Below are 23,358 nucleotides of genomic sequence, written 5' to 3' on the forward strand. Positions count from 1 at the left end.
GCGATTGGGCTACTGGCGCGCGGTGCACGGCCCAAGGTGGTCCGCGGTGCCGCTGGAACTCGCAGCTAGTCGCCGACCAGAGATGGTCATGCGACGCCGCCGGGGCCGCCGGGGCCGCCGGGGCCGCCTGGGCCGCCGTTCTGGCTGGTGCTCGCCGTCCCCGGCAGGCCGCCTGTGCCGGGCCCACCCGACCCCGCGCCGCCATGCCCGCCGGCGCCTCCTTCTCCTCCGCCGGTGAGCCCGTAGCCGCCGGCCCCGCCGTCCCCGCCGTCGCCACCCACGCCGTTGCCGCCGGCGCCAGCGTCGCCGCCGTCGCCACCGGTGCCGGCCGGGCCGGTGGCGTTTGCTCCGCCAGCTCCGGTGCCGCCCGTGCCGCCGCCGCCGGTGCCGGCGCTTCCGCCCTCACCGCCGCTTCCGCTGTGGGTTCCACCGGCTCCACCGGCTCCACCGGTTCCGCCGTTGCCGCCGGCACCGCCGGCCGCGCCCGCTCCGCCGAGACCGCCGTTGCCGGCGTTGCCGTAGAGCCATCCGCTGTTTCCGCCGACCCCGCCGGCCGCGCCGGCGCCACTGTCGCCGCCGGCGCCGCCGTTACCGATCAGCCAGGCCCTTCCGCCGGCCCCGCCGGCCGCGCCCGCTCCGCCGAGACCGCCGTTACCGGCGTTGCCGTAGAGCCATCCGCTGTTTCCGCCGACCCCGCCGGCCGCCCCGGCACCACCGGTTCCCCCGGCCCCGCCGTTGCCGATCAGGCCGGCCGCTCCGCCGGCACCACCGGCCAGTCCCGGGGTCGGCTGCGAGTAGCCCGCGCCGCCATTGCCGTACAGCAAACCGCCCGCCCCGCCGTTGGGATTGGCCGCTGTGCCGGCAGCGCCGTCGCCGATCATCGGACGCGCCAGTAGCTCTTGGCTACGGGCATTGACTTCGCGCAATAGCGCCTGTCCGGCGGCCCTCAATGGCGCGGTGTTGGCCGCCTCGCTACCCAGGTAGGCCGCCCCCGCATCGCTGAGTGCTCGGACAAATTCGTCGTGGAATACCGCGGCTCGCGCGCTGAGCAGTTGGTACTGCTCGCCGTAGGCGGTGAACACCGATGTGACTGCCGATGACACTTCATCGAGGCCGGCGGCCGTTAACTCGGTGGTCGGCAGGGCGGCCCAGCTGGTGGCCGAGCGCAGGGCCGAACCGATTCCAGCCACGTCCGCCGCCGTAGCCGCCAAGGCCTCCGGCGCAACCAAAAAAGACATCGCGAACCCCCCTAAGTCCAGCAAACCGGACTTCGTGCAGTGAGATACTTATGCTTCCTAACAAGCTATCTGGGGTTTCGCTGTGCAACGTGGGGTTTGCCCGAACGGGTTGCTGGCCAACGACTTTGGGTCGCGGTGTGGCCTAGCTAACTTGGCGCCAACGTGGCCTCTCGCGCCGACGGTCGGTGGCGGGCAGGGTTGCCGAGCTATTTGGCGCGCGCTGGCCGGTAGGTCGGACCCGCCCCTGGATTACCGGCGGACAAAAAAGCTAGAGTTGAGCGGAACAGACTCAACCTTGACGGCGTTACACAACCCGAGAACCATTTTTTCAGATACTTACCCCGAACGGAGCTGTCGTGGATTCTTTCAACCCGACCACCAAGACGCAGGCGGCCCTGACGTCGGCTCTGCAGGCGGCTTCGGCCGCCGGCAATCCCGAAATTCGGCCGGCGCATCTGCTGATGGCCCTGTTGACGCAGGCCGATGGCATCGCCGCGCCGCTGCTCGAGGCCGTTGGCGTCGACCCCGCCACCATCCGCACCGAGGCGCAGCGCCTAGTTGACCGGTTGCCGCAGGCCATTGGGGCCAGCACGCAGTCGCGGTTATCCCGCGAGTCACTGGCCGCCATCACCACCGCCCAGCAACTGGCTACCGAGATGGACGACGAGTACGTCTCCACCGAGCACGTGCTGGTCGGGCTGGCCACCGGCGACTCCGAGGTCGCCAAGCTATTGACCGGGCATGGGGCCTCGCCGCAGGCGCTGCGCGAGGCCTTCGTCAAGGTACGCGGTAGCGCCCGGGTGACCAGCCCCGAACCGGAAGCGACGTACCAGGCGCTGGAGAAATACTCGACCGACCTGACCGCGCGGGCCCGCGAAGGAAAGCTCGACCCGGTGATCGGGCGAGACAACGAGATTCGCCGCGTGGTGCAGGTCCTGTCGCGGCGCACCAAGAACAACCCGGTGCTCATCGGTGAACCCGGCGTCGGCAAGACCGCGATCGTGGAGGGTCTGGCCCAGCGCATCGTGGCCGGCGACGTCCCAGAGAGTCTGCGCGACAAGACGATCGTCGCGCTGGACCTCGGCTCGATGGTGGCCGGCTCGAAGTACCGGGGTGAATTCGAGGAGCGGCTCAAGGCCGTCCTCGACGACATCAAGAACTCGGCCGGGCAGATCATCACCTTCATCGACGAACTGCACACCATCGTCGGTGCCGGCGCGACCGGTGAAGGCGCGATGGATGCCGGCAACATGATCAAGCCCATGCTGGCCCGCGGCGAGCTCCGGTTGGTCGGTGCCACCACGCTCGACGAGTACCGCAAGCACATCGAGAAGGACGCCGCACTGGAACGCCGCTTCCAGCAGGTGTACGTCGGTGAGCCCTCGGCGGAGGACACCATCGGCATTCTGCGCGGACTCAAGGACCGCTACGAGGTGCACCATGGCGTCCGGATTACCGACTCCGCGCTGGTGGCCGCCGCGACGCTGTCCGACCGCTACATCACCGCGCGGTTCCTGCCGGACAAGGCCATCGACCTCGTTGACGAGGCCGCTAGCCGGCTGCGGATGGAAATCGATTCGCGCCCCGTCGAGATCGACGAGGTCGAGCGGCTGGTGCGCCGGCTGGAGATCGAAGAAATGGCGCTGTCCAAGGAAGAGGACGACGCCTCCAAAGATCGGCTGGAAAAGCTGCGCGCCGAGCTGGCCGACAAGAAAGAAGAGCTGGCAGAACTCACGACCAGATGGCAGAACGAGAAGAACTCCATCGAGATCGTCCGCGAGCTCAAAGAGCAGTTGGACGCCCTGCGTGGGGAATCCGAGCGCGCTGAGCGCGATGGTGACCTGGCCAAGGCAGCCGAGCTGCGCTACGGGCGCATACCGGAGATGGAGAAGAAGCTCGACGCTGCCGTGCCGCACGCGCAAGCCCGCGAGCAGGTGATGCTCAAGGAAGAGGTCGGTCCCGACGACATCGCCGAGGTGGTGTCGGCATGGACCGGCATTCCCGCCGGACGCATGCTCGAAGGCGAGACGGCCAAGCTGCTGCGAATGGAAGACGAGCTGGGCCACCGCGTCATTGGGCAGAAGAAGGCGGTGCAGGCCGTCTCTGACGCCGTGCGGCGTTCTCGGGCCGGGGTCGCCGACCCCAACCGGCCGACCGGCTCGTTCATGTTCCTCGGCCCCACCGGTGTCGGCAAGACCGAGCTGGCCAAGGCGCTGGCGGAGTTCTTGTTCGACGACGAGCGCGCGATGGTGCGCATCGACATGAGCGAGTACGGCGAGAAGCACTCGGTGGCCCGCCTCGTCGGTGCCCCTCCCGGCTACATCGGTTACGACCAGGGCGGTCAGCTGACCGAGGCGGTGCGGCGGCGTCCCTACACGGTGATCCTGTTCGACGAGATCGAGAAGGCCCACCCGGACGTGTTCGACGTGCTGCTGCAGGTTCTCGACGAGGGCCGGCTGACCGACGGGCAGGGCCGTACGGTCGACTTCCGCAACACCATCCTGATCTTGACGTCCAACCTCGGGTCGGGCGGCACCCCGGACCAGGTGATGGCGGCGGTGCGGGCGGCCTTCAAGCCGGAGTTCATCAACCGGCTCGACGATGTGCTGATCTTCGACGCCCTCAACCCCGACGAACTGGTGCAGATCGTCGACATCCAGCTCCAACAGCTGGACAAGCGGCTGGCCCAGCGTCGTCTGCAACTCGAGGTGTCGCTGCCGGCCAAGGAATGGCTGGCGCAGCGCGGATTCGACCCCGTGTACGGCGCCCGCCCGTTGCGCCGGTTGGTGCAACAGGCGATCGGCGACCAGTTGGCCAAGATGCTGCTGGCCGGTCAGGTGCACGACGGCGACACGGTGCCGGTCAATGTCAGCGCCGACGGCGAATCGCTGGTCCTCGGTTAAGTCGCAGGAGGTTTCGGGGCGGCGCCCAGCTCGAATTCTCGGGTCTGGGCGCCGGCCTCGATGACCGCCTGCAATCGCCGGCGGGTGTCGGGCAGCGCGAGCGTTTCGCGTAAGAGCTGATCCTCCATGCGCAGACCGGTAGTCAGATCTGTTCGCTGGTCCAGCGCGACGTCCACGGCGCGTTTGGCCGCCGCGATGGCCTCTTTGGGATACGACGCGATGCGCCCGGCGAGCTTGTCGACGAATCGCCACAGCTCCTCGCCCGGTAGCGCCCGATTGACATACCCCCAGGCCTGGGCCGTCGCAGCGTCGATATCCCGGCATCCGAGGATCACCTCGAGCGCCCGTGCACGGCCGACCAGGTGCGGTAGCCGTTGGGTGCCGCCGCCCCCGGGGATTATGCCCACCGACACCTCGGGGTGGCCCAGCACCGTCGTGCCCAGCGCGGCGTAGCGCATGTCGAACGCCATCGCGAACTCGCAGCCGCCGCCGCGGCACGCGCCCTCGATGACGGCGATCGTGGCCTTGGGCAGGCCGCGCAACGCTTGCATGGCGGCATTGAATCGCGACAGCTCGTCATGGCGGGCGGTGTCGTCGGCCGGCAAGTCAATGGTTAGCGAGACATCGGCGTGCGCGATGAAGAATTCCGGATCGGCCGAGTCGACGATCAACACCCGCACCTCGTTGTCGGCCGCGACTTGGTTGGTGAGGAGTTCGATTTCGGTCAGCAGGTCAACGTCTAAGAGGTTGACCGGCGGGTGGTCGATGGTGGCCCGGCAAATCCCGTCGGCGCTGACGACTCGTAAGAGCCGGAAATCCTGGTGCATCCCTAGGCCTCCGAGAAATTCACGTACCGCCGATATTGCCATCGCCGTGGTGTCTGGCCATTACTGCGGCAAAGAGTTCGCCCATTGCGTCACCCGGGGAGCCCCTGCCGGCGTCGCTCACCAGGCCAAACTCCCGTCGCCGCGCGCACAGCATTGCGATTTGTTGCAAGGCGACAAACCTCACATCGGCTCACCCAAGGCTCACATCAGCGCACCGCAACGGGTGTCCAACCCGGCACATCAAACCCGAAAAGGCGGGTTACCGGGTGGGGGCAGGCCGGGGTATAAAGTCCTGTTATTGGGTTGTGACCTGCTCGGATTATTTACTGGGTCCGCAGAGCAGATAGGCTGTGCGGAATGGTCCCGCTTTGGTTCACGCTCTCCGCACTGTGCTTCGTCAGTGCGCTGGTGCTGTTATACGTCGACATCGATCGACGCCGCGGGCGCAGCAGACGTCGCAAGTCTTGGGCGCGGTCGCACGGATTTGACTACGAGCGCGAGTCGACCGACATCCTGCAGCGCTGGACGCGCGGCGTGATGTCCACGGTCGGCGAAGTCCCGGCCAAGAACATGGTGCTTGGTCAGATTCGGGGCGAGGCCGTGTACATCTTCGATCTCGAGGAAGTCGCCACGGTGATCGCGCTGCACCGCAAGGTGGGCACCAACGTCGTGGTTGACCTGCGGCTCAAGGGCCTGAAGGAGCCGCGCGAGAGCGACATCTGGCTGCTCGGCGCGATCGGGCCGCGGATGGTGTATTCCACCAATCTCGATGCCGCCCGGCGGGCCTGCGACCGGCGCATGGTGACCTTCGCGCACACCGCTCCGGACTGTGCCGAAATCATGTGGAACGAGCAGAACTGGACGCTGGTCAGCATGCCGATCGCCAGCTCGCGCGCGCAGTGGGACGAGGGCCTGCGCACCGTGCGCCAGTTCAACGACCTGTTGCGGGTATTGCCGCCGCTGCCGCAGGAGAGCCCTCAGGAGGCCGAGGAATCCGAGCCGGCCCAAAGTGGGAACCGCTCGTTGACTCCGTCCCGTCGCCCCGAGCTGCCGCCGCGGCGTGCTCAGGTCGATCCCGCGGCCGGCTTGTTGCCCGACGCGTCGCGCCGCGCCCCCGAGCCGATGCGTCGCGAGGAGGGCCGTTCCGAGGGCTCCCGGCGGCCACCGCTGGGGGGCCGTAACGGCCAGCAGGCCACGAAGTACCAGCGCTGATAGCGCGCCGGGGACGCCAGCACCCGGTCAGTAGACTGACGCTCATGTCACGCCCCGTTGCGTTGATCACCGGGCCGACGTCCGGGATAGGCGCCGGCTATGCGCGCCGCTATGCCCAAGACGGTTACGACCTGATACTGGTTGCCCGCGACGTCGACCGGTTGAAGCAATTAGCGGTCGAGCTCGAGGACGATGCCGGCAACGTGGAGATACTGCCTGCCGATCTCGCCGACGCGGCCGGTCGCGACAAAGTCGCCGAGCGGCTCTCCCGTGGAGTCCGGGTGTTGGTGAACAATGCCGGGTTCGCCACCTCCGGGGAGTTCTGGGAAACCGAGCCCGCCGCTTTACAGGCACAGCTCGATGTCAACGTGACCGCGGTGATGCAGCTGACCCGGGCGGCGCTGCCGCCCATGCTGGCCGCCGGTGCGGGCACGGTGATCAACATCGCCAGCGTTGCCGGGCTGCTCTCCGGGCGGGGGTCTACCTATTCCGCGTCCAAGGCCTGGGTCATCTCGTTCAGCGAAGGGCTCTCCACCGGGCTGGAGGGCACCGGCGTGGGCCTGCACGCCGTCTGCCCGGGCTATGTCCATACCGAATTTCACGCCCGGGCCGGTATCGACATGACCAAGTTGCCGTCGTTCATGTGGCTCGACGTTGACGATGTGATCCAGGAAAGCCTGGCCGACATCGCCGACGGCAAGGTGATCAGCATTCCGGGTGTGCAGTACAAGGCGCTGGTCGGTGCCGGACGAATGATTCCCCGAGGCCTGCTACGGGCCGTGATGAAACGAGTAGGTGGTGGTCGTGGCCGTACGTGAGCGTGAAGAGCTTGCCGAGCTGGTGCGCCAGCTGGCGGTCGTGCACGGCCGTGTCACGCTGTCGTCGGGGAAGGAAGCCGACTACTACGTCGACCTTCGCCGCGCGACGCTGCACCATCGGGCGGCGGCGCTGGTCGGCAGCCTGATGCGCGAACTGACCCAGGACTGGGACTATGCGGTCGTCGGGGGTCTGACCCTGGGGGCCGATCCGGTGGCGACCGCAATGATGCACGCACCGGGCCGCCCGATCGACGCCTTCGTGGTCCGTAGGGCCGCGAAAGTGCATGGCATGCAACGACTTATCGAAGGGTCCGAGGTATCGGGCAAGCAAGTGCTGGTGGTCGAAGACACCAGCACCACCGGCAATTCGGCGCTGACGGCGGTGCATGCCGTTCAAGATGCCGGAGGCGAGGTCATCGGCGTCGCCACCGTGGTGGACCGGGCCACCGGCGCGGCCGAGGCGATCCAAGTAGAAGGACTGCCGTACCGCAGTGTGCTGGGCCTTGCTGATCTGGGGCTGGGCTAGGCCGCCTGCCGTGCGTTTCCTGATTGCGCTGGCCATCGCTATGTCCTGCTTGGTGGCCTGCTCGCGATCGGAGTCCGATCTGGTCTACGGCGCCCAGCGCGCGCGGTTCGGCCAGGGGCTGCCGGTGCTGGGCTGGAACATGCGGGTGTCAAATTTGCGCTGGTCGGGGGACTACGTACTGGTCAATGTCGACGCATCGCCGACCCAGCAGGACACACCCCACGCCAAACCCGAGGATGTTCGCTACGGCCTCTACGGAGCGCTATCGCACCCGATGGAGGTCAACGGCCTGGGCAGCTGTGACGACGCGATGACCAAGGTGCGCGACATTGGCTCGCCGCTCTCGGGGGCACAGGATCGGCTCCTTGGGACGGTGTGTCTGGGCCCGCTCACCGATCGCAGCGCGGTCCGCGGTGTCTACGCGTATTCACCTCATGACCGGATCGCCAAGACCGCGGCTGCCTATCCGGCTGCCTTTCCGGTGGGAATGCTGCCGACCAACCAAAACGACACCGGTCTTACGGTCAAGACCACCAGCCTGTCGGCATGGCGTGCGGACGGTACGCCGCTGACCAAGGCGCAGCTCGGTGACCCGGCGGCCTTCACCGGCAACGGGTTCATGCTGCTCGGCTTGCAGGTGGACGCCCTGGCGGCCCGCTATCGCGACGACTCCGCTGCCCGCGGCGGTCCGATGATGTTGCTCACCTCGCCGACGCTGCCCGGCCGGGGGCTCAGCCCGTCCTGTGCGGTCTACGGTTCCTCGGTGCTGATCCTGCCGGACGCATCGATGGACGCCGTGCAGGTCAACGCGTCGCTGTGCACGCAAGGCGAAATCAACGACGCGCTGCTGTATGCCACGGTGGCGGTGGTGGGCACGCATGCCGCGGTGTGGACGTCGCGATGAGCGAACCTGGGCCCACCGAGTGGGGGGCGTCGGCCGCCGGTGTCGGCCCGTGGCCGGGTGAGCACCCGGACGACCCGAGATACGACCCGGACCTGCTGCGTGACGGCGATGCCCGCAATGTCGTCGATGCCTACCGGTATTGGACGCGCGAGGCGATCGTTGCCGACATCGACAAGCGGCGGCACCCGCTACACATCGCGATTGAGAACTTCGGCCACGATGCCAACATCGGCTCGGTGGTGCGTACCGCCAACGCGTTCGCGGTGGACACCGTGCACATCGTGGGGCGTCGGCGCTGGAACCGGCGCGGCGCCATGGTGACCGATCGCTACCAGCGGTTGCGCCACCATGACAGCACTGCCGAGTTGCTGGAGTTCGCCGTGGGGGCCGGGTTGACCGTGGTGGCGGTCGACAACGTGCCCGGAGCGGCGCGACTCGAAGAGACCACGCTGCCTCGGGATTGCCTGTTGGTGTTCGGTCAGGAAGGGCCCGGCATCACCGACGACACCCGGGTCGGGGCCGTGGTCACCGTGTCGATCGCCCAGTTTGGCTCAACACGCAGCATCAACGCCGGAGTTGCGGCCGGGATCGCGATGCACGCCTGGATCCGCCAGCACGGAGACCTCTCACACGCCTGGTGAGTGACTCGACTCTGCGCTGACGGCTTCGAGTGTGCGCCGGCGGCGGGCATTTCGTGATTCCACCGCCCCCGGCGCACCCTCAAGGCCCAGGACGCGCATTCGGCGGGATCAGCGCGGTTGCGAAGGCCTCATCTTGAACGAGATCTCGAGCTTGATGCGATAAGTGATCTTCCCGCTGGAATCCACCGCCATGTCCTGCTCGATGACCCGGGCTACGCGGATGTCATCGACGCTTTCCCGCGCTCGCTGCACCGCTTCGGCCGCGGCCTGCTCCCATGACGAGGGGCTGGTCCCGATGATGTCGATCACCTTGTACACGCTCATGGGGGTAAAGCGTATAGCTAACTCCACAGCGTGACGTGCACCTTCGGCCGGAACCGCATCACACCGACCCCGCTGCCCCGGATCATGGCTTGAATGCACCTCGGCGTGGTGATGAAGCGGACCAGCTCAGACACCGCGGGTTGACGTGCGGCCGGCGGCAGGGTCGCCACGCACCACTCACCCGCCTTGTCCAGCCCCGGACTCGTCACGTGCACCAGTCGCCCCGCGGCAAGGTCCTTGGCGACCGCAAATCCGATGGTCAGCGTCGCGCCACCAACGCGCATCACCTCTTCCAGCGCGGCGGCGTCGCTCTGGAAGACGCGCTGCTGTGACTCCGGAATCGCCAAGTCGCGCAACATGGTTGCGATCTCACCGGCCACGCTTCCCGCCGGTGGGCCAAGCATCCACTGTTGCTGGCGCAGCAGGGAGGGCGTTGGAATCCCCACGGCCAGTGGGCTGTTGGGTGCCACGACGGTGATGATCTGGTACTTCAGGAAGGGCCGCACGAACAACGAGGTGTCCGAACCGATCGAACTCTCGCTGGCCGGGCCGATCGCGATGTCCACCGCCCGCGAGCAGATCAGATCGCGGAATTGGCTGGTGGGATGCACGCTCAACTCGACGGAGAGGTCGTCGGCTCGCGACGAGAACAGCTCGATCAGCCCCGGAGCCGCGTGCTCGGCGAAAGTGCTGGACGCCGCGATGCGCAACAACCGGCGGCCATGAGCCGCCTCGGTGACTTCGATCGCCGTTTGCTGCTGCAGCCCCAGGATCTCCACCGCGCGACTGGCCAGCCGCAGGCCGCCAGGAGTCAACGCCAGCCCCGCGCCGGTCCTGGTGAACAGCGGGTCGTCGAGTTCTTTGCGCAATGCCGCGACGTGCATCGAGACGCCGGCATCCGAGAGGCCGAGTTCGGTGGCGGCAGCCCGCACCGAGCCCAAGCGCACCACCGCCGAATAGGCCCGAAGTTGAGCCGTGGTCACGAGTTTGAGCTTACTTTGGGATGTGTGCGGGATGTGCTTACCGACCTGATAACGATCTGGCGCGCGGGTGACACGGCCGGCCTGGCCACGGTGGTTCGCACATTGCGCTCGGCGCCCGGCCTCCGGGCGCGTCGATGGTGGTGGCGCCGGATGGTTCGGTGAGCGGCTCGGTGTCGGGTGGCTGTGTGGAGCGCGCGGTATACGAGAGCGCCGGCGAGGTGACGCGCACCGGTGTACCGAGGCTGGAGCGCTACGGTGTCAGCGACGACGACGCGTTCGCGGTGGGCCTGACGTGCGGCGGCATCATCGACATCTTCATCGAAGCCGTCTCGCCGGCGACGTTTCCCGAGCTGGTCGCGGTGGCCGAGGATATCGCGGCCAATGTGCCGGTCGCTGTCGCCACCGTCATCGCGCACCCGGACCCGCAGTGGGTAGGCCGCCGGCTGGTGGTCCGGACCGACCCCAGCAGGCCGACGGCGGGATCGCTGGGTTCGGTGCGTGCCGACGCTGCGGTCACCGATGATGCGCGGGGTCTGCTCGCCCTGGGGCGTAGCGAAATCCTCGAGTACGGGCCCGATGGGCAGCGGCGCGGCGAAGGGATGGAGATCTTCGTATCCAGCTTCGCGCCGCGCCCGCGGATGCTGGTGTTCGGTGCCATCGACTTCGCCGCGGCGCTGGCCCGGCAGGGTTCGTTTCTTGGCTACCGGGTTACCGTCTGCGATGCCCGCGCGGTGTTCGCGACGCGGGCGCGCTTCCCGACGGCCGACGAGGTTGTCGTCGAATGGCCCAGCCGGTATCTCGCCGCCGAGGTGCAGGCGGGTGCCATCGACGAACGCACGGTGATTTGCGTGCTCACCCATGATCCGAAGTTCGATGTCCCGGTGCTCGAGGTAGCGCTGCGCCTGCCCCGGATCGGCTACATCGGGGCCATGGGATCACGCCAAACCCATGACGATCGGATGAGCCGACTGTGCGCGGCGGGGCTGACCGACGCCGAGCTGAGCCAGTTGTCCAGCCCGATCGGCCTGGATCTGGGAGCCCGCACCCCAGAGGAGACCGCGGTCTCGATCGCGGCCGACATCATCGCCCGGCGTTGGGGCGGCGGTGGCCGCCCGTTGGCCGAGACATCGGGGCGCATCCACCGAGATCTGCAGGTCGCAGACGATTTCGAAGCAAGTGCTGGCCAAGTTCAACGATTACTTAATTCGATATTGACGGCCGTTTCGGGCGGGGCCGACACTTTCGACATGCAAGTACCTGGGTCCTTCGAATACGAGCGTGCGACCAGCGTCGATCACGCCATCGGACTATTGGACCGGTTGGGGGAGGGGGCGCGCCTCGTCGCCGGCGGCCACAGCCTGCTGCCGATGATGAAGCTGCGGATCGCAAACCCCGAGTACCTGGTCGATATCAATGACCTGGCGCCCGAGCTGGGGTATGTGATCACCGATCCGACGCTGGTGCGCATCGGGGCGATGGCCCGTCATCGCGAGATCCTCGAGTCCGAGGCGCTGGCGGCGGTGTGCCCGATCTTCCGCGACGCCGAGCTGGTGATCGCCGACCCGGTGGTGCGTAATCGCGGCACCCTGGGGGGTTCGCTGTGTCAGGCCGACCCGGCCGAGGACCTGTCGACGGTCTGCACCGTGCTGGACGCGGTGTGTCTGGCCCGCGGGTCCTCGGGGGAGCGTGAGATCGCCATCGACGAATTCCAGGCCGGGCCCTACGAGACCACCCTGGCTCCGAGCGAGATGCTGGTTGAGGTTCGCATCCCGGTCCGGCACAACACGTCCAGCGCCTACGCGAAGGTGGAGCGGCGGGTCGGTGATTGGGCGGTGACGGCGGCCGGGGCGGCCGTCACGCTGGACAACGACACCATTACCGCCGCCCGGGTGGGATTGACCGCGGTCAATCCGGACCCGGCCGCGCTGGCCGAACTCGCGGCGGCGCTGGTTGGTCGGCCGGCCAATGAAGACACGTTCGCCGAGGCGGGCCGCCGTGCCGGGCAGGCATGCGAGCCGGTCACCGACATCCGTGGCACCGCCGATTACAAGCGGCATCTGGCCGCGGAACTGACCATACGAACCTTGCGCAGCGCCGTCGGGCGAGTGCGCAACCAGCCCGCACCGGAAGGGAACTAATGATGCAGGTGAACATGACCGTCAATGGCGAACCGGTCAGCGCCGAAGTCGAACCCCGAATGCTTCTGGTCCACTTCCTGCGGGATCAGCTGCGGCTCACCGGAACCCACTGGGGTTGTGACACCAGCAATTGCGGGACCTGCGTGGTTGATGTCGACGGTGTGCCGGTGAAGTCCTGCACCATGCTGGCCGTCATGGCCTCCGGGCGCAGCATTCGCACCGTGGAAGGGCTAGCGGCGGCCGATGGCTCACTCGACCCGGTGCAGGAAGGGTTCATGCGTTGTCACGGACTGCAGTGTGGTTTTTGCACGCCGGGAATGATGATCACCGCCCGCGCCCTGCTCGACCGCAATCCGGACCCCGATGAAGAGACCATTCGCGAGGCGATCTCCGGGCAGATCTGCCGGTGCACCGGCTATACCACCATCGTGCGGTCCATCCAGTGGGCCGCCAAGAACGCCAAGGAGGTGGCCAGCTCGTGACCACCATCGAATCACGGCCAGAAGACCTGGCCGACAACGACGAAAAGCCCTGCGGACACGGCCGGATGCTGCGCAAAGAGGATCCTCGCTTCATCCGCGGCCGCGGCAACTATGTTGATGACGTCGCGTTGCCGGGCATGTTGCACCTGGCGATCTTGCGCTCACCGTATGCGCACGCCCGCATCGTCAGCATTGATGTGACTGCGGCCCTTGCCCATCCGAAGGTCAAGGCGGTGGTGACGGGCGCGGATCTGGCCGAGAATGGCTTGGCCTGGATGCCCACGCTGTCCAACGACGTGCAGGCCGTGCTGGCCACCGACAAGGTGCGCTTCCAGGGTCAGGAGGTGGCTTTCGTCGTTGCCGAGGACCGTTATTCGGCCCGCGACGCGCTCGAGTTGATCGACGTCGAGTACGACCCGCTGGACCCGGTTGTCGACGTGCGCAAGGCCTTGGACCCGTCGGCGCCGGTGATCCGCACCGACCTCGACGGCAAGCAGGACAATCACATCTTCGACTGGGAGACCGGTGACGCGGCAGCCACCGACGCCGTGTTCGCCAAGGCTGACGTGGTGATCAAACAGGAGATGGTCTATCCGCGCGTGCACCCGGCGCCGATGGAAACCTGCGGAGCGGTAGCCGATTTGGACCCGGTCACCGGCAAACTCACGCTGTGGACCACCTCGCAGGCGCCGCATGCCCACCGCACGCTGTATGCGTTGGTCGCCGGGCTGCCCGAACACAAGATCCGGGTCATCTCGCCCGACATCGGCGGCGGCTTCGGCAACAAGGTGCCGATCTATCCCGGCTATGTGTGTGCCATCGTCGGTTCGTTGGTGCTCGGCAAACCGGTCAAATGGATGGAGGACCGTAGCGAGAACCTGACCTCGACCAGCTTCGCGCGCGACTACATCATGGTCGGTGAGATCGCCGCGACCAACGAGGGCAAGATTCTGGCGCTGCGCTCTCACGTGCTGGCCGATCATGGTGCCTTCAACGGCCAGGCGGCACCGACGAAATACCCGGCCGGTTTCTACGGCGTGTTCACCGGCAGCTACGACCTGGAAGCCGCCTACTGCCACATGACCGCGGTGTACACCAACAAGGCGCCCGGCGGGGTGGCCTACGCGTGTTCGTTCCGCATCACCGAGGCGGTGTATTTCGTTGAGCGGCTAGTGGATTGCTTGGCCTTCGAGCTCAAGATGGACCCCGCCGAAGTGCGGCTGCGCAACCTGCTGAAGCCCGAGCAGTTCCCGTACACCACCAAAACGGGATGGGTCTATGACTCGGGCGACTACGAGTCCACCATGCGCCAGGCCATGGACATGATCGGCTATGACGCCCTGCGCGCCGAACAAAAAGAAAAGCGCGATCGCGGTGAGCTGATGGGCATCGGCATCTCCTTCTTCACCGAGGCCGTCGGCGCCGGCCCGCGCAAGGACATGGACATCCTCGGGCTGGGCATGGCCGACGGATGCGAGCTCCGGGTGCACCCGACGGGCAAAGCCGTGGTGCGACTGTCGGTGCAGACCCAGGGCCAGGGCCATGAGACGACGTTCGCCCAGATCGTCGCCGAGGAGCCGGGGATCCCGCCCGACGACATCGACGTGGTGCACGGTGACACCGATCAGACCCCGTTCGGGTTGGGTACCTACGGCAGCCGCTCGACCCCGGTCTCGGGTGCCGCAGCGGCGTTGGTGGCCCGCAAGGTGCGCGACAAGGCCAAGATAATCGCTTCGGGCATGCTCGAGGTATCGGTTGCCGACTTGGAATGGGAGAAGGGCTCATTCCACGTCAAGGGAGATCCGTCGGCTTCGGTCACCATCGCCGACATCGCGATGCGGGCCCATGGAGCCGGCGATCTGCCGGAGGGCATCGAGGGCGGCCTGGACGCCGAGGTGTGTTACAACCCGTCGAACCTGACCTACCCGTACGGTGCGTACTTCTGTGTGGTCGACGTCGATCCGGGCACCGGGGTGGTCAAGGTGCGGCGCTTCCTGGCCGTCGACGACTGCGGCACCCGCATCAACCCGATGATCATCGAGGGCCAGGTGCATGGCGGCATCGTCGACGGCATCGGCATGGCGTTGATGGAGATGATCGCCTTCGATGAGGACGGTAACTGTCTGGGCGGCTCGCTGATGGACTATCTGATCCCGACCGCACTCGAGGTGCCGCACCTGGAAACCGGGCATACGGTGACGCCCTCGCCGCATCACCCGATCGGGGCCAAGGGAATCGGTGAATCGGCCACCGTGGGTTCGCCCCCGGCGGTGGTGAGCGCGGTGGTGGATGCGTTGGCGCCATGCGGGGTTCGCCATGCCGACATGCCGCTGACGCCGTCCCGAGTCTGGGAGGCCATGCAGGGCCGGGCCACACCTCCGATCTAGGGGTTGCAGATGACCATCAGTGAGCGGGCCGCGCAGCTGCTGGCTGCGCGGACACCGTTTGTGCATGCCACGGTGGTCCGAGCCCAGCCGCCGACCTCGGCTTACCCCGGTGACGAGGCGATCCTGTTGGCGGATGGCACTATCGAGGGCTTCGTCGGCGGGCAGTGCGCGCAGAACTCCGTTCGCAAGGCGGCGTTGGGGGTGCTTCAGGCGGGCGAAAGTGTGCTGCTGCGCGTGCTTCCCGATGGGGACGTGCACTTCCCCGAAGCCCCCGGCGCATGCGTGGTGGTCAATCCGTGCCTGTCGGGCGGGTCGCTGGAGATCTTCTTGACCCCGCAGCTGCCGGCGCCGCTGGTCCGAATCTACGGTGCCACGCCTATCGCCGAGGCGTTGATCGAGGTCTGCGGGGTGCTGGGCTACGACGCCCGCCGCGACAGCGACCCGGTCGGCGCTGCCGCCTTGCCGACTGCCGTCGTGATCGCCAGCCATGGCGGTCCGGAAGCCGAAAACATCCGCGCGGCATTGGATAACGGCGTTGGTTACATCGGTCTGGTGGCCAGCAAGGTCCGTGGCGCCGCGGTCCTGGACTCGCTGGGCCTCTCGGCGACCGAGCGGGCGCGCATCCGCACCCCGGTCGGATTGGCTATCGGTGCCAAGACGCCCGCCGAGATCGCTGTGGCCATCGCCGCCGAAATCATTGCGGCGGTGCGCGCCGGCGGCGGGGGCCGGTCCGCGCCGGTGGATGCGACTGCCGCCGAGGCGGTGGATCCGGTGTGCGGGATGACGGTCCTGATCGGGCCGGCTACCGAACACCTGCGGCTGGCGGGTGCCGACTACTGGTTCTGCTGCCCCGCATGCCGAACGGCGTTCAGCGACAGAAACGGCGGCGCGTGAGGGCGCCTAGCATCACCGGTGTGGTGCTGGCGGCCGGCGGATCCCGTCGTCTGAGCACGCCGAAACAGCTGCTGGCTTATCGCGATACGACGCTGCTCGGGGCGACTCTGCGGGTAGCGCGGGGCGCCGGATTCGATCAGCTGATAGTGACCCTGGGCGGGGCCGCCCAACGGGTCCGCGCGCTGGTGCCGCTGGATGAGGCCGAGGTGGTGACGGTCGAGGACTTTGGTACCGGGTGTTCGGCTTCGTTGCGCGTTGCGCTGGGACGGGTGGATCCGCAATCCGCCGGCATTGTGCTGATGCTTGGGGATCAGCCGGGCGTCGACCCGGCCACCGTCGTCCGCCTGGTCGGCCGGGGGCCGGGCTGCGACCTCATGGTGTGCCGTTACAACGATGGAATCGGGCATCCATTCTGGTTTAGCCGCAGACTATTCGGTGAATTAACACAGTTACATGGCGATAAGGGAGTGTGGAAGCTCATCCAATCCGGTCGCCACCCGGTGCGGGAACTGGTGGTGGACGATTCGGTACCGTTGGACGTGGATACCTGGGACGACTATCGGCGGCTCGTCGAATCGGTGCCTTGAATGAGCGTGACGACCTTTGCAGACCCCCAAGATGTGGTTCGCCGGTTCGACGCGCAGAACTATCTGCTGGACACCGGGACCGCATCGGCCATCTATCTCGCGGTCACCCTCGGGCGCCCGCTACTGCTCGAGGGTGAGCCCGGTGTGGGTAAGACGACCGCTGCGAAAGCCCTTGCCGCGGTTTTGGATACCTCGTTGATCCGGCTGCAGTGCTATGAAGGGCTGACCGCCAACGAGGCGCTCTACGACTGGAACTACCAGCACCAGCTGTTGTCCATCCGGCTCGCCGAGGCGCGTGGCGCCGATATCTCCGAGGCCGATCTGTACAGCGAGGCGTATCTGGTGGATCGGCCCATCCTGCAGTGCGTGCGGCATCGCGGCTCGACACCGCCGGTGCTGCTGATCGACGAAATTGACCGGGCCGACGATGAATTCGAGGCGCTGCTACTGGAGTTCCTCGGTGAGGCGGCGGTGACGGTTCCCGAATTGGGCACCTTCGTCGCGCCGCTGCCGCCGATCGCGGTGCTGACCTCCAACCGCAGCCGCGATCTGCATGACGCGTTGCGCCGGCGTTGTCTGTACCACTGGATCGACTACCCGGAGCCGGCGCGGGCGGCCGCTATCGTGCGGCGGACGGTTCCCGGGGCCAGCGCCGCACTGATCGAGCATGCCACTCAATTCGTCGGCAGCGCCAGAGATCTCGATCTGGACAAGCCGCCGGGCGTGGCCGAGACTATCGACTGGGTCGCCGCACTGGTCTCGCTGGGTGTCGCGGACCTCGTTGACGCATCGGCATTGGCCAGTCTCGGGGCATTGGCCAAGACTCCTGATGACCGAACCCTGGTATGCGACGCGTTGACCGAATACAGCCGAACATGAGAGGACTCATCGAATGAAGATCGCCAACCAGTTCACCGTCAGCGCGCCGATCGAGCAGGCCTGGGATGTGCTGTGCGACCTGGAGCAGGTGATCCCGCTGATGCCCGGCGCGCAGCTGACCGGTCACCAGGACGACGACTACCTCGGCAAGGTCAAGGTCAAGGTGGGGCCGGTGACCAGTGAGTTCAGCGGCAAGGTGCATTTCGTTGAGCGGGATCGCGATCAGCATCGCGCGGTCATCGACGCCAAGGGCAAGGAGTCGCGCGGCACCGGCAACGCGGCCGCGACGGTGACCGCTCAGTTGGCGGAGGCGGGCGAGCGCACCCAGGTCACCGTCGACACCGACCTCAAGATCGTCGGCAAGCTGGCGCAGTTCGGCAGCGGAATGCTGCAGCAGGTGTCGGAGAAGTTGCTCGGTCAATTCGTGGGCTCGCTGGAAGCCGAACTGGCCTCCCGCAATGCCGCGACGGCGGCTCCCGAAAGCCCGGAAAGCCCCGGAAGTCCGGAAAGCCCGGCCAGCCCGCAGCCGCGGCCCGTCGAGGCCAGCAAGCCCACCACGTCTGCGGAGCCCGAGCCGATCGATCTGCTCGAGTTCGCGGGCGGTGACCAGCTCAAGAAGTACGGCCCCGCCGTGCTGGCTGTGCTGGCCGTGCTGGTGCTGATCTGGGTGCTGCGCAGACGGCGCTGAACGCCGATGACCGCTCCGTTGCTGCTGCGCGGCGTCGACCTGGCGGCGTTCGCCGCCGCGCTAGTGGCACGGCTGCGCGGGGTCGGGGTGCTGGTGTCGGCCAGCGGTCAGGCGAATTTTGTGCAGGCAATGCGGCAATTGGTGCCCGACACCCGGTCCGCGCTGTATTGGGCCGCGAGGTTGACCCTGGTCAATCGGATGGAGGATCTGGTTGCCTTTGACCTCGCCTTTGCCGCCGTGTTCGGCGCGCTCGATGCGACCGGGCCTGAGGCGGCCGATGCTGCCCGGCCCCAAGACACCGGCGGCCGGCATCGTGCATCGCAACGGCGGGCCCTCCGGTGCCGCCGGCGGCCAACCGCTGCCCTGGGCCAGCCGGGTCGGGGATCAGGACGGAAGTGTTCGACCCAGCGTCCAGTTGCCCGACTTGCTGCCCAGCCGGATCGCCGCACTCGCCGAGGAACCGTTCGACCAATTCGACGCCGAAGACTTGCGGCGTATTGGTGGCTGGCTGGAGTCGACGGTGGCGCGCTGGCCGCGCCGGCGCAGCCTGCGCTTCGAGTCCAGCCCGCACGGCAAGCGCATCGACTTGCGAGCCACGATGAACGCTTCGCGCGCCACCGGCTGGGAAGCGGTGCGCCTGGCGCGGATCCGGCCGCGCCGACGGCCCAGGAGGGTGGTGTTGCTCTGCGACGTAAGCCGCTCGATGCAGCCCTATGCGGCGATCTATCTGCATCTCATGCGGGCGCTGGTGGCGCGCCAACCCGGCATTCGCCCGGAGGTCTTCGCGTTTTCGACCTCGCTGACCCGGCTCACCCCGGTGCTGGCTCATCGTTCGGCGGAGGTGGCCCTGGACCGGGCCAATGCGAAGGTAGCCGACCGGTATGGCGGCACCTTTATCGGTCGTAGTGTCGGTGCGCTGCTGGAACCGCCGCACGGCAACGCGTTACGCGGCGCGGTGGTGATCATTGCCTCCGACGGTTGGGACAGCGAAGCACCTGAGGTCCTGTGTCACGCGCTGGCTCGCGTGCGCAGGCGCGCCCAGTTGCTGGTCTGGCTCAATCCGCGTGCGGCACAGAGCGATTTCGAGCCGCTGACCGGCTCGATGGCCGCGGCGCTGCCCTACTGTGACTTGTTCTTGCCGGCGCATTCGTTGACCGGGGTACAGCAGTTGCTCCGGGCGCTGGGCGGCGATCTGCGGTGACGTCAGCCGATGCCGAGCGTGTCGTCGGCGGTGAGTTCGGTGCGCGAGGTGTCTTTGAGGGCTACCCCTGAGCGGCCGAGTTTACGGGCCCCGGTGACCAGGGCAGCGGCGATGCCGGTGGCGGTCTGGTAGTCGAGGCCGTCGGGCGGGTGGATGTTGGAGATGCAGTTTCGATCCGCATCGGTCAAACCCGGTCTCGGCAGGTGCGTCAGGTAGATGCCCAAGCTGTCCGCAACCGATAGCCCGGGGCGTTCGCCGATGATCACCAGCAGCGTGCGCACTCCCAGCGCCTGACCGATGTGGTCGCCGAGGGCAACGCGCGCCTGGGTCGCGATCACTGGCGGGGCAATGCGATAGCGGTCATGGAACTCGCGCACCAGCGCACCCAGCAGGCCGGCGCCGTGATCGGTGAGGGCGCGAGGCGATAGGCCGTCGGCGAGCACGATGCCGATGTCGGCGCCGGCGTTGGGCAGGATGGACAGGTCCGCCGGAGCGCGGCCTAGATCAGGCCGGCGCAGGTACTCGCTACGTGAGCTGGCCTGACTGCGCACCACCAGCGGTGCGCCGAGGCCCAGGTCGCGGATCTGTTCGGTGAGCCCTGCGACGTCGAGCGGGTCGTGCACGGCGTCCCGCGCGGCGGCGTGGGCGGCCTGGAACTCCAGGACCCGCCGGGTGGGCAATGAGTTGCCGGCGCTGCCGAGTCCGATGCGCGCTTGGGTGACGTCGCGCAGCAATGCCCACACCTCATCGGCGGCCCGTGCGTCCGGTGCGTTCATGCACCGGTTGCCAATGCCCGCAGCGGCGAGGTCGCCAGATCGATGGGCAGAATCCGTCCGTTGGCGTCGGCCATGCCCAGACCGGTTAGCCAGGCTTCGAATTCGGGTGCGGGGCGCAGCCGCAGCACCTGTCGCACGTACAACGGATCGTGAAACGACAGGCTTTGATAGCCCAGCATGATGTCATCGGCGCCGGGGACGGCGATCACAAAGGCCGCGCCCGCCACGCCCAGCAGGGTGAGCAGCGTATCCATATCGTCCTGGTCGGCTTCGGCGTGGTTGGTGTAGCAGACGTCGACGCCCATCGGCAGGCCCAGTAGTTTCCCGCAGGAGTGGTCTTCGAGCCCCGCCCGGATGATCTGTTTGCCGTCGTAGAGGTATTCCGGACCGATGAATCCGACCACGGTATTGATCAACAGCGGCTGCAGCGTCCGGGCCACCGCATAGGCCCGCGCCTCCAATGTCTGCTGATCGACGGGCTTGCCGCCGGTGCCCAGGTGCGCACCGGCAGACAGGGCCGAACCCTGTCCCGTCTCCAGGTACATGACGTTGTCGCCAACGGTGCCGCGGCGCAGCGACCGCTCGGCTTCGTTGGCTTCCAACAACATTGGGATGTTCACACCGAAACTGGAATTGGCGCCCTCGGTGCCGGCGATGGACTGGAACACCAGGTCAACGGGCACACCCTTGTCGATCAACTCCGTGGTGGTGGTGACGTGGCACAGCACGCACGATTGCATGGGGATCTCGAAACGTTGCCGGATGTCATCGAGAAGGTGGAGCAGGTCCGCGGTTGCCTGAGGCGAGTCGGTCGCCGGATTGATGCCGACCACGGCGTCGCCGCAGCCCATCAGCAAGCCGTCGAGCATCCCGGCCGCAATTCCACGCGGGTCGTCGGTGGGATGGTTGGGCTGCAGCCGGGTGGCGAGCCGGCCCGGTAATCCGATGGTGGTGCGGAAGGCGGCGGTGGCGGTCGTGGCCGCGGCGACCAGAATCAGATCCTGATTGCGCATGATCTTGCAGACCGCGGCAACCATCTCCGGGGTCAGGCCCGGCGCGATCGCCGCGATGCGTGCCGCACTGTCGTCGTGAGCCGCGGTGTCCAACAACCAATCGCGAAGGCCGCCGACCGTCAGATGGGAGATCGGAGCGAATGCCTGGCGGTCATGGCTGTCGATGATGAGCCGGGTGACCTCGTCGGTTTCGTAGGGCACGACCACGTCGCTGAGAAACGTTGTCAGCGGCATGTCGGCGAGTACCCAAGCGGCGGCGGCGCGTTCGGCGTCATGTTCGGCGGCACAGCCGGCGAGCTGGTCACCAGAGCGCAGCGGCGTTGCCTTGGCCAACACGTCGACCAGCCCGTCGAAGGCATACGTGGTACCCGAAATAGTCTGCCGGTAGCTCATTGCAGTTCGCTTTCGAAATCTTGCGAGCCCGCCAATTCTTCGTCCGGAGAATTGGCGACCAGTTGATGCCGACTATATAAGGCGAAATACAGTATGAACGCACAGAATACGCCCAGGCAGCACAAAGCGGCCACGGTGTCCACCAGGAATGTGGCAATGAGCGCGGTCGCGGCGACCAGCAATGCGAAGCCGGACGTGGCAATACCGCCCGGGGTGCGGTACGGGCGGGCCATATCGGCTGCCCGCCGCCGCAATACGATATGGCTGATCATCATCAACACGTAGCTGAGAGTGGCTCCGAAGACCGCCATGTTCAGCAGAAGATCACCTTCACCGGTGACCGACAGCGCGAAACCGATGACGCCGGGAACGATCAGGGCCAGCGTCGGCGCCTTGCGGGAGTTGGTGATCGACAGCGCGGTCGGCAGGTAACCCGCCCGCGACAGCGCAAACAGTTGCCGCGAGTAGGCATAGATGATGGAAAAGAAGCTGGCGACCAGACCGGCCAGACCGATGTAGTTGACGACGGTGGCCGCGACGGTCGGCCCCAGCGCCGCTACCAGTGGATTGCCCGAAGACGACATGGCCGCGGCTCCGCCCGCGCCGGTGGCCAACAGCAGCACGGCCGCACACGTCAACACCAAGACGCTGAACGCGGCGGTGATGCCGCGCGGAACGTTGCGGGCCGGATCTGCCGTCTCCTCGGCGGCCAGCGGCACCCCCTCAACGGCGAGAAAGAACCAAATCGCAAAGGGCAGCGCCGACCACACACCCAGATAGCCGTGCGGCAGAAAAGCGGATGCGCCGACCGCGTCGGACGGGGTGATATCCACCAGATTTGCCAGTCGAAAGTGGCCAACCGCGGCGATTGCGAAAACGACGAGGCCTACCAGTGCCACACCGGTGATGATGAACATTACCTTCAGCGCTTCACCCACACCCGACAGCTGAATGCCGATAAAGAGTGCATAAATGGTCAGGTAAACCCACCATCCATTGCGAATGCCGAACAGGCCCAGCGATTGCACGTATGCGCCGATGAAGGTGGCGATCGCCGCCGGTGCGATCGAATACTCGATCAGGACGGCGGTGCCCGTTGCGAATCCGCCCCACGGCCCCAGCGCGCGCCGGGCGAAGGTGTACCCGCCGCCCGCGGCCGGCAGTGCCGAGGACAATTTGGCCATGCTGAGCACCAAGGCCAGATACATCGCGGCGATCACCACGGCCGCGATCGCCAATCCGCCGAAGCCGCCGCGCGCCAGCCCGAAGTTCCAACCCGAATAGTCCCCCGAGATCACGTAGCTCACGCCCAGCCCCGCCAGCAGCAGCCAGCCGGCACTGCCGGTCCGCAACTGTCGTTTCTGCAGGTAGGTCGGTGACTCCAGGTGGCTGTCGGTGCCAGCCAAGTGTCCCCCCGCGAGGTGTGCAACCTCGTGATCGCCTGCCACCTCGTCGACCTCCGTTCAATCGATGGGCCTTCAGCATCTGTTCCGGCCCGTGGGAAAGCCAACCGGTGCAATACAGACTTAACTTTTTGCGCCGGG

At 67.0% G+C, this 23,358-nt stretch carries 19 protein-coding genes and 3 pseudogenes; 15 read left to right on the plus strand and 7 right to left on the minus strand.

Features of this window, described 5'->3' with window-relative positions; genetic code table 11:
• Window positions 1-86 precede the first annotated feature (86 nt).
• Window positions 87-1,238 carry a PE family protein gene (locus G6N41_RS29510; RefSeq protein WP_198967316.1) on the minus strand — a complete coding sequence of 384 codons (1,152 nt, stop codon included), beginning with the start codon at window positions 1,236-1,238 and terminating at the stop codon, window positions 87-89.
• A 356-nt stretch (window positions 1,239-1,594) separates the two neighbouring features.
• Between G6N41_RS29510 and clpB the strand changes: the two genes are divergently transcribed.
• Window positions 1,595-4,141, plus strand: a complete 2,547-nt coding sequence (clpB, locus tag G6N41_RS10625) for an ATP-dependent chaperone ClpB (RefSeq protein ID WP_198967317.1) — start codon at window positions 1,595-1,597, stop codon at window positions 4,139-4,141.
• On the opposite strand, the gene G6N41_RS10630 is transcribed toward clpB, so the two are convergent.
• Window positions 4,138-4,968, minus strand: coding sequence for an enoyl-CoA hydratase/isomerase family protein (locus G6N41_RS10630; RefSeq protein ID WP_198967318.1), 831 nt, complete (start codon window positions 4,966-4,968; stop codon window positions 4,138-4,140). The two genes, clpB and G6N41_RS10630, sit on opposite strands and share 4 nt — an antisense overlap.
• 357 nt (window positions 4,969-5,325) lie before the next feature.
• Between G6N41_RS10630 and ttfA the strand changes: the two genes are divergently transcribed.
• The 5 genes from ttfA to G6N41_RS10655 are packed head-to-tail and all read left to right on the plus strand — an operon-like array spanning window position 5,326 to window position 9,069.
• Window positions 5,326-6,180, plus strand: coding sequence for a trehalose monomycolate transport factor TtfA (ttfA, locus tag G6N41_RS10635; RefSeq protein ID WP_198967319.1), 855 nt, complete (start codon window positions 5,326-5,328; stop codon window positions 6,178-6,180).
• 44 nt (window positions 6,181-6,224) lie between these two features.
• Complete coding sequence (locus tag G6N41_RS10640) at window positions 6,225-6,998, plus strand: SDR family NAD(P)-dependent oxidoreductase (RefSeq protein WP_198967320.1); 774 nt, start codon at window positions 6,225-6,227, stop codon at window positions 6,996-6,998.
• Window positions 6,985-7,524, plus strand: a complete 540-nt coding sequence (gene pyrE / locus G6N41_RS10645; RefSeq protein ID WP_198967818.1) for an orotate phosphoribosyltransferase — start codon at window positions 6,985-6,987, stop codon at window positions 7,522-7,524. The genes G6N41_RS10640 and pyrE overlap by 14 nt, the downstream gene beginning before the upstream one ends.
• Window positions 7,525-7,564: 40 nt before the next feature.
• The gene (locus G6N41_RS10650; RefSeq protein WP_231608996.1) at window positions 7,565-8,428 is read left to right on the plus strand and encodes a hypothetical protein; all 864 of its coding nucleotides are present in this window, start codon (window positions 7,565-7,567) and stop codon (window positions 8,426-8,428) included.
• Window positions 8,425-9,069, plus strand: coding sequence for a TrmH family RNA methyltransferase (locus G6N41_RS10655; RefSeq protein ID WP_012392610.1), 645 nt, complete (start codon window positions 8,425-8,427; stop codon window positions 9,067-9,069). Before G6N41_RS10650 ends, G6N41_RS10655 begins: the two co-directional genes overlap by 4 nt.
• Before the next feature lie 108 nt (window positions 9,070-9,177).
• Here the strand turns inward: G6N41_RS10655 and G6N41_RS10660 are convergent, their stop codons facing one another.
• Both G6N41_RS10660 and G6N41_RS10665 read right to left on the minus strand, forming a co-directional pair.
• Window positions 9,178-9,393 (minus strand): dodecin family protein, encoded by a 216-nt coding sequence (locus tag G6N41_RS10660; protein ID WP_198967322.1) that lies wholly within the window; start codon window positions 9,391-9,393, stop codon window positions 9,178-9,180.
• 17 nt (window positions 9,394-9,410) lie between these two features.
• Window positions 9,411-10,376, minus strand: coding sequence for a LysR family transcriptional regulator (locus G6N41_RS10665; protein ID WP_198967323.1), 966 nt, complete (start codon window positions 10,374-10,376; stop codon window positions 9,411-9,413).
• Between the two features lie 24 nt (window positions 10,377-10,400).
• Between G6N41_RS10665 and G6N41_RS10670 the strand changes: the two are divergent.
• From G6N41_RS10670 to G6N41_RS10710, 9 genes and pseudogenes are all read left to right on the plus strand, one after another.
• A pseudogene (locus tag G6N41_RS10670) lies at window positions 10,401-11,548 on the plus strand (XdhC family protein); the annotation flags it as partial.
• A 75-nt stretch (window positions 11,549-11,623) separates the two neighbouring features.
• Complete coding sequence (locus G6N41_RS10675; protein WP_198967819.1) at window positions 11,624-12,514, plus strand: FAD binding domain-containing protein; 891 nt, start codon at window positions 11,624-11,626, stop codon at window positions 12,512-12,514.
• 2 nt (window positions 12,515-12,516) lie between these two features.
• Window positions 12,517-12,996 (plus strand): (2Fe-2S)-binding protein, encoded by a 480-nt coding sequence (locus G6N41_RS10680; protein WP_036426958.1) that lies wholly within the window; start codon window positions 12,517-12,519, stop codon window positions 12,994-12,996.
• Window positions 12,993-15,383, plus strand: coding sequence for an aerobic carbon-monoxide dehydrogenase large subunit (locus G6N41_RS10685; protein WP_198967324.1), 2,391 nt, complete (start codon window positions 12,993-12,995; stop codon window positions 15,381-15,383). Before G6N41_RS10680 ends, G6N41_RS10685 begins: the two co-directional genes overlap by 4 nt.
• 9 nt (window positions 15,384-15,392) lie before the next feature.
• A pseudogene (locus G6N41_RS10690) lies at window positions 15,393-16,127 on the plus strand (XdhC family protein); the annotation flags it as partial.
• A gap of 146 nt (window positions 16,128-16,273) precedes the next feature.
• Complete coding sequence (locus G6N41_RS10695; RefSeq protein WP_198967326.1) at window positions 16,274-16,864, plus strand: nucleotidyltransferase family protein; 591 nt, start codon at window positions 16,274-16,276, stop codon at window positions 16,862-16,864.
• On the plus strand, window positions 16,865-17,743 hold the full coding sequence (locus G6N41_RS10700) for an AAA family ATPase (protein WP_198967327.1): 879 nt from the start codon (window positions 16,865-16,867) through the stop codon (window positions 17,741-17,743). It begins immediately after the preceding gene.
• 13 nt (window positions 17,744-17,756) lie between these two features.
• On the plus strand, window positions 17,757-18,431 hold the full coding sequence (locus tag G6N41_RS10705) for an SRPBCC family protein (RefSeq protein ID WP_198967328.1): 675 nt from the start codon (window positions 17,757-17,759) through the stop codon (window positions 18,429-18,431).
• A gap of 6 nt (window positions 18,432-18,437) precedes the next feature.
• Window positions 18,438-19,632: pseudogene (locus tag G6N41_RS10710) on the plus strand (vWA domain-containing protein).
• A gap of 2 nt (window positions 19,633-19,634) precedes the next feature.
• Here the strand turns inward: G6N41_RS10710 and eutC are convergent.
• From eutC to eat, 3 genes are read right to left on the minus strand one after another with little or no spacing between them, the layout of a single operon-like run.
• Window positions 19,635-20,408, minus strand: coding sequence for an ethanolamine ammonia-lyase subunit EutC (gene eutC, locus G6N41_RS10715; RefSeq protein ID WP_198967329.1), 774 nt, complete (start codon window positions 20,406-20,408; stop codon window positions 19,635-19,637).
• The gene (locus G6N41_RS10720; RefSeq protein ID WP_198967330.1) at window positions 20,405-21,814 is read right to left on the minus strand and encodes an ethanolamine ammonia-lyase subunit EutB; all 1,410 of its coding nucleotides are present in this window, start codon (window positions 21,812-21,814) and stop codon (window positions 20,405-20,407) included. The genes eutC and G6N41_RS10720 overlap by 4 nt, the downstream gene beginning before the upstream one ends.
• A complete protein-coding gene (eat, locus tag G6N41_RS10725; protein ID WP_198967331.1) occupies window positions 21,811-23,262 on the minus strand; it encodes an ethanolamine permease in 1,452 nt (483 codons plus the stop codon). The genes G6N41_RS10720 and eat overlap by 4 nt, the downstream gene beginning before the upstream one ends.
• Between the last annotated feature and the right edge of the window lie 96 nt (window positions 23,263-23,358).

The sequence above is a fragment of the Mycobacterium shottsii genome, assembly GCF_010728525.1.
In the GTDB taxonomy this organism is placed as follows: Bacteria; Actinomycetota; Actinomycetes; order Mycobacteriales; family Mycobacteriaceae; genus Mycobacterium; species Mycobacterium marinum.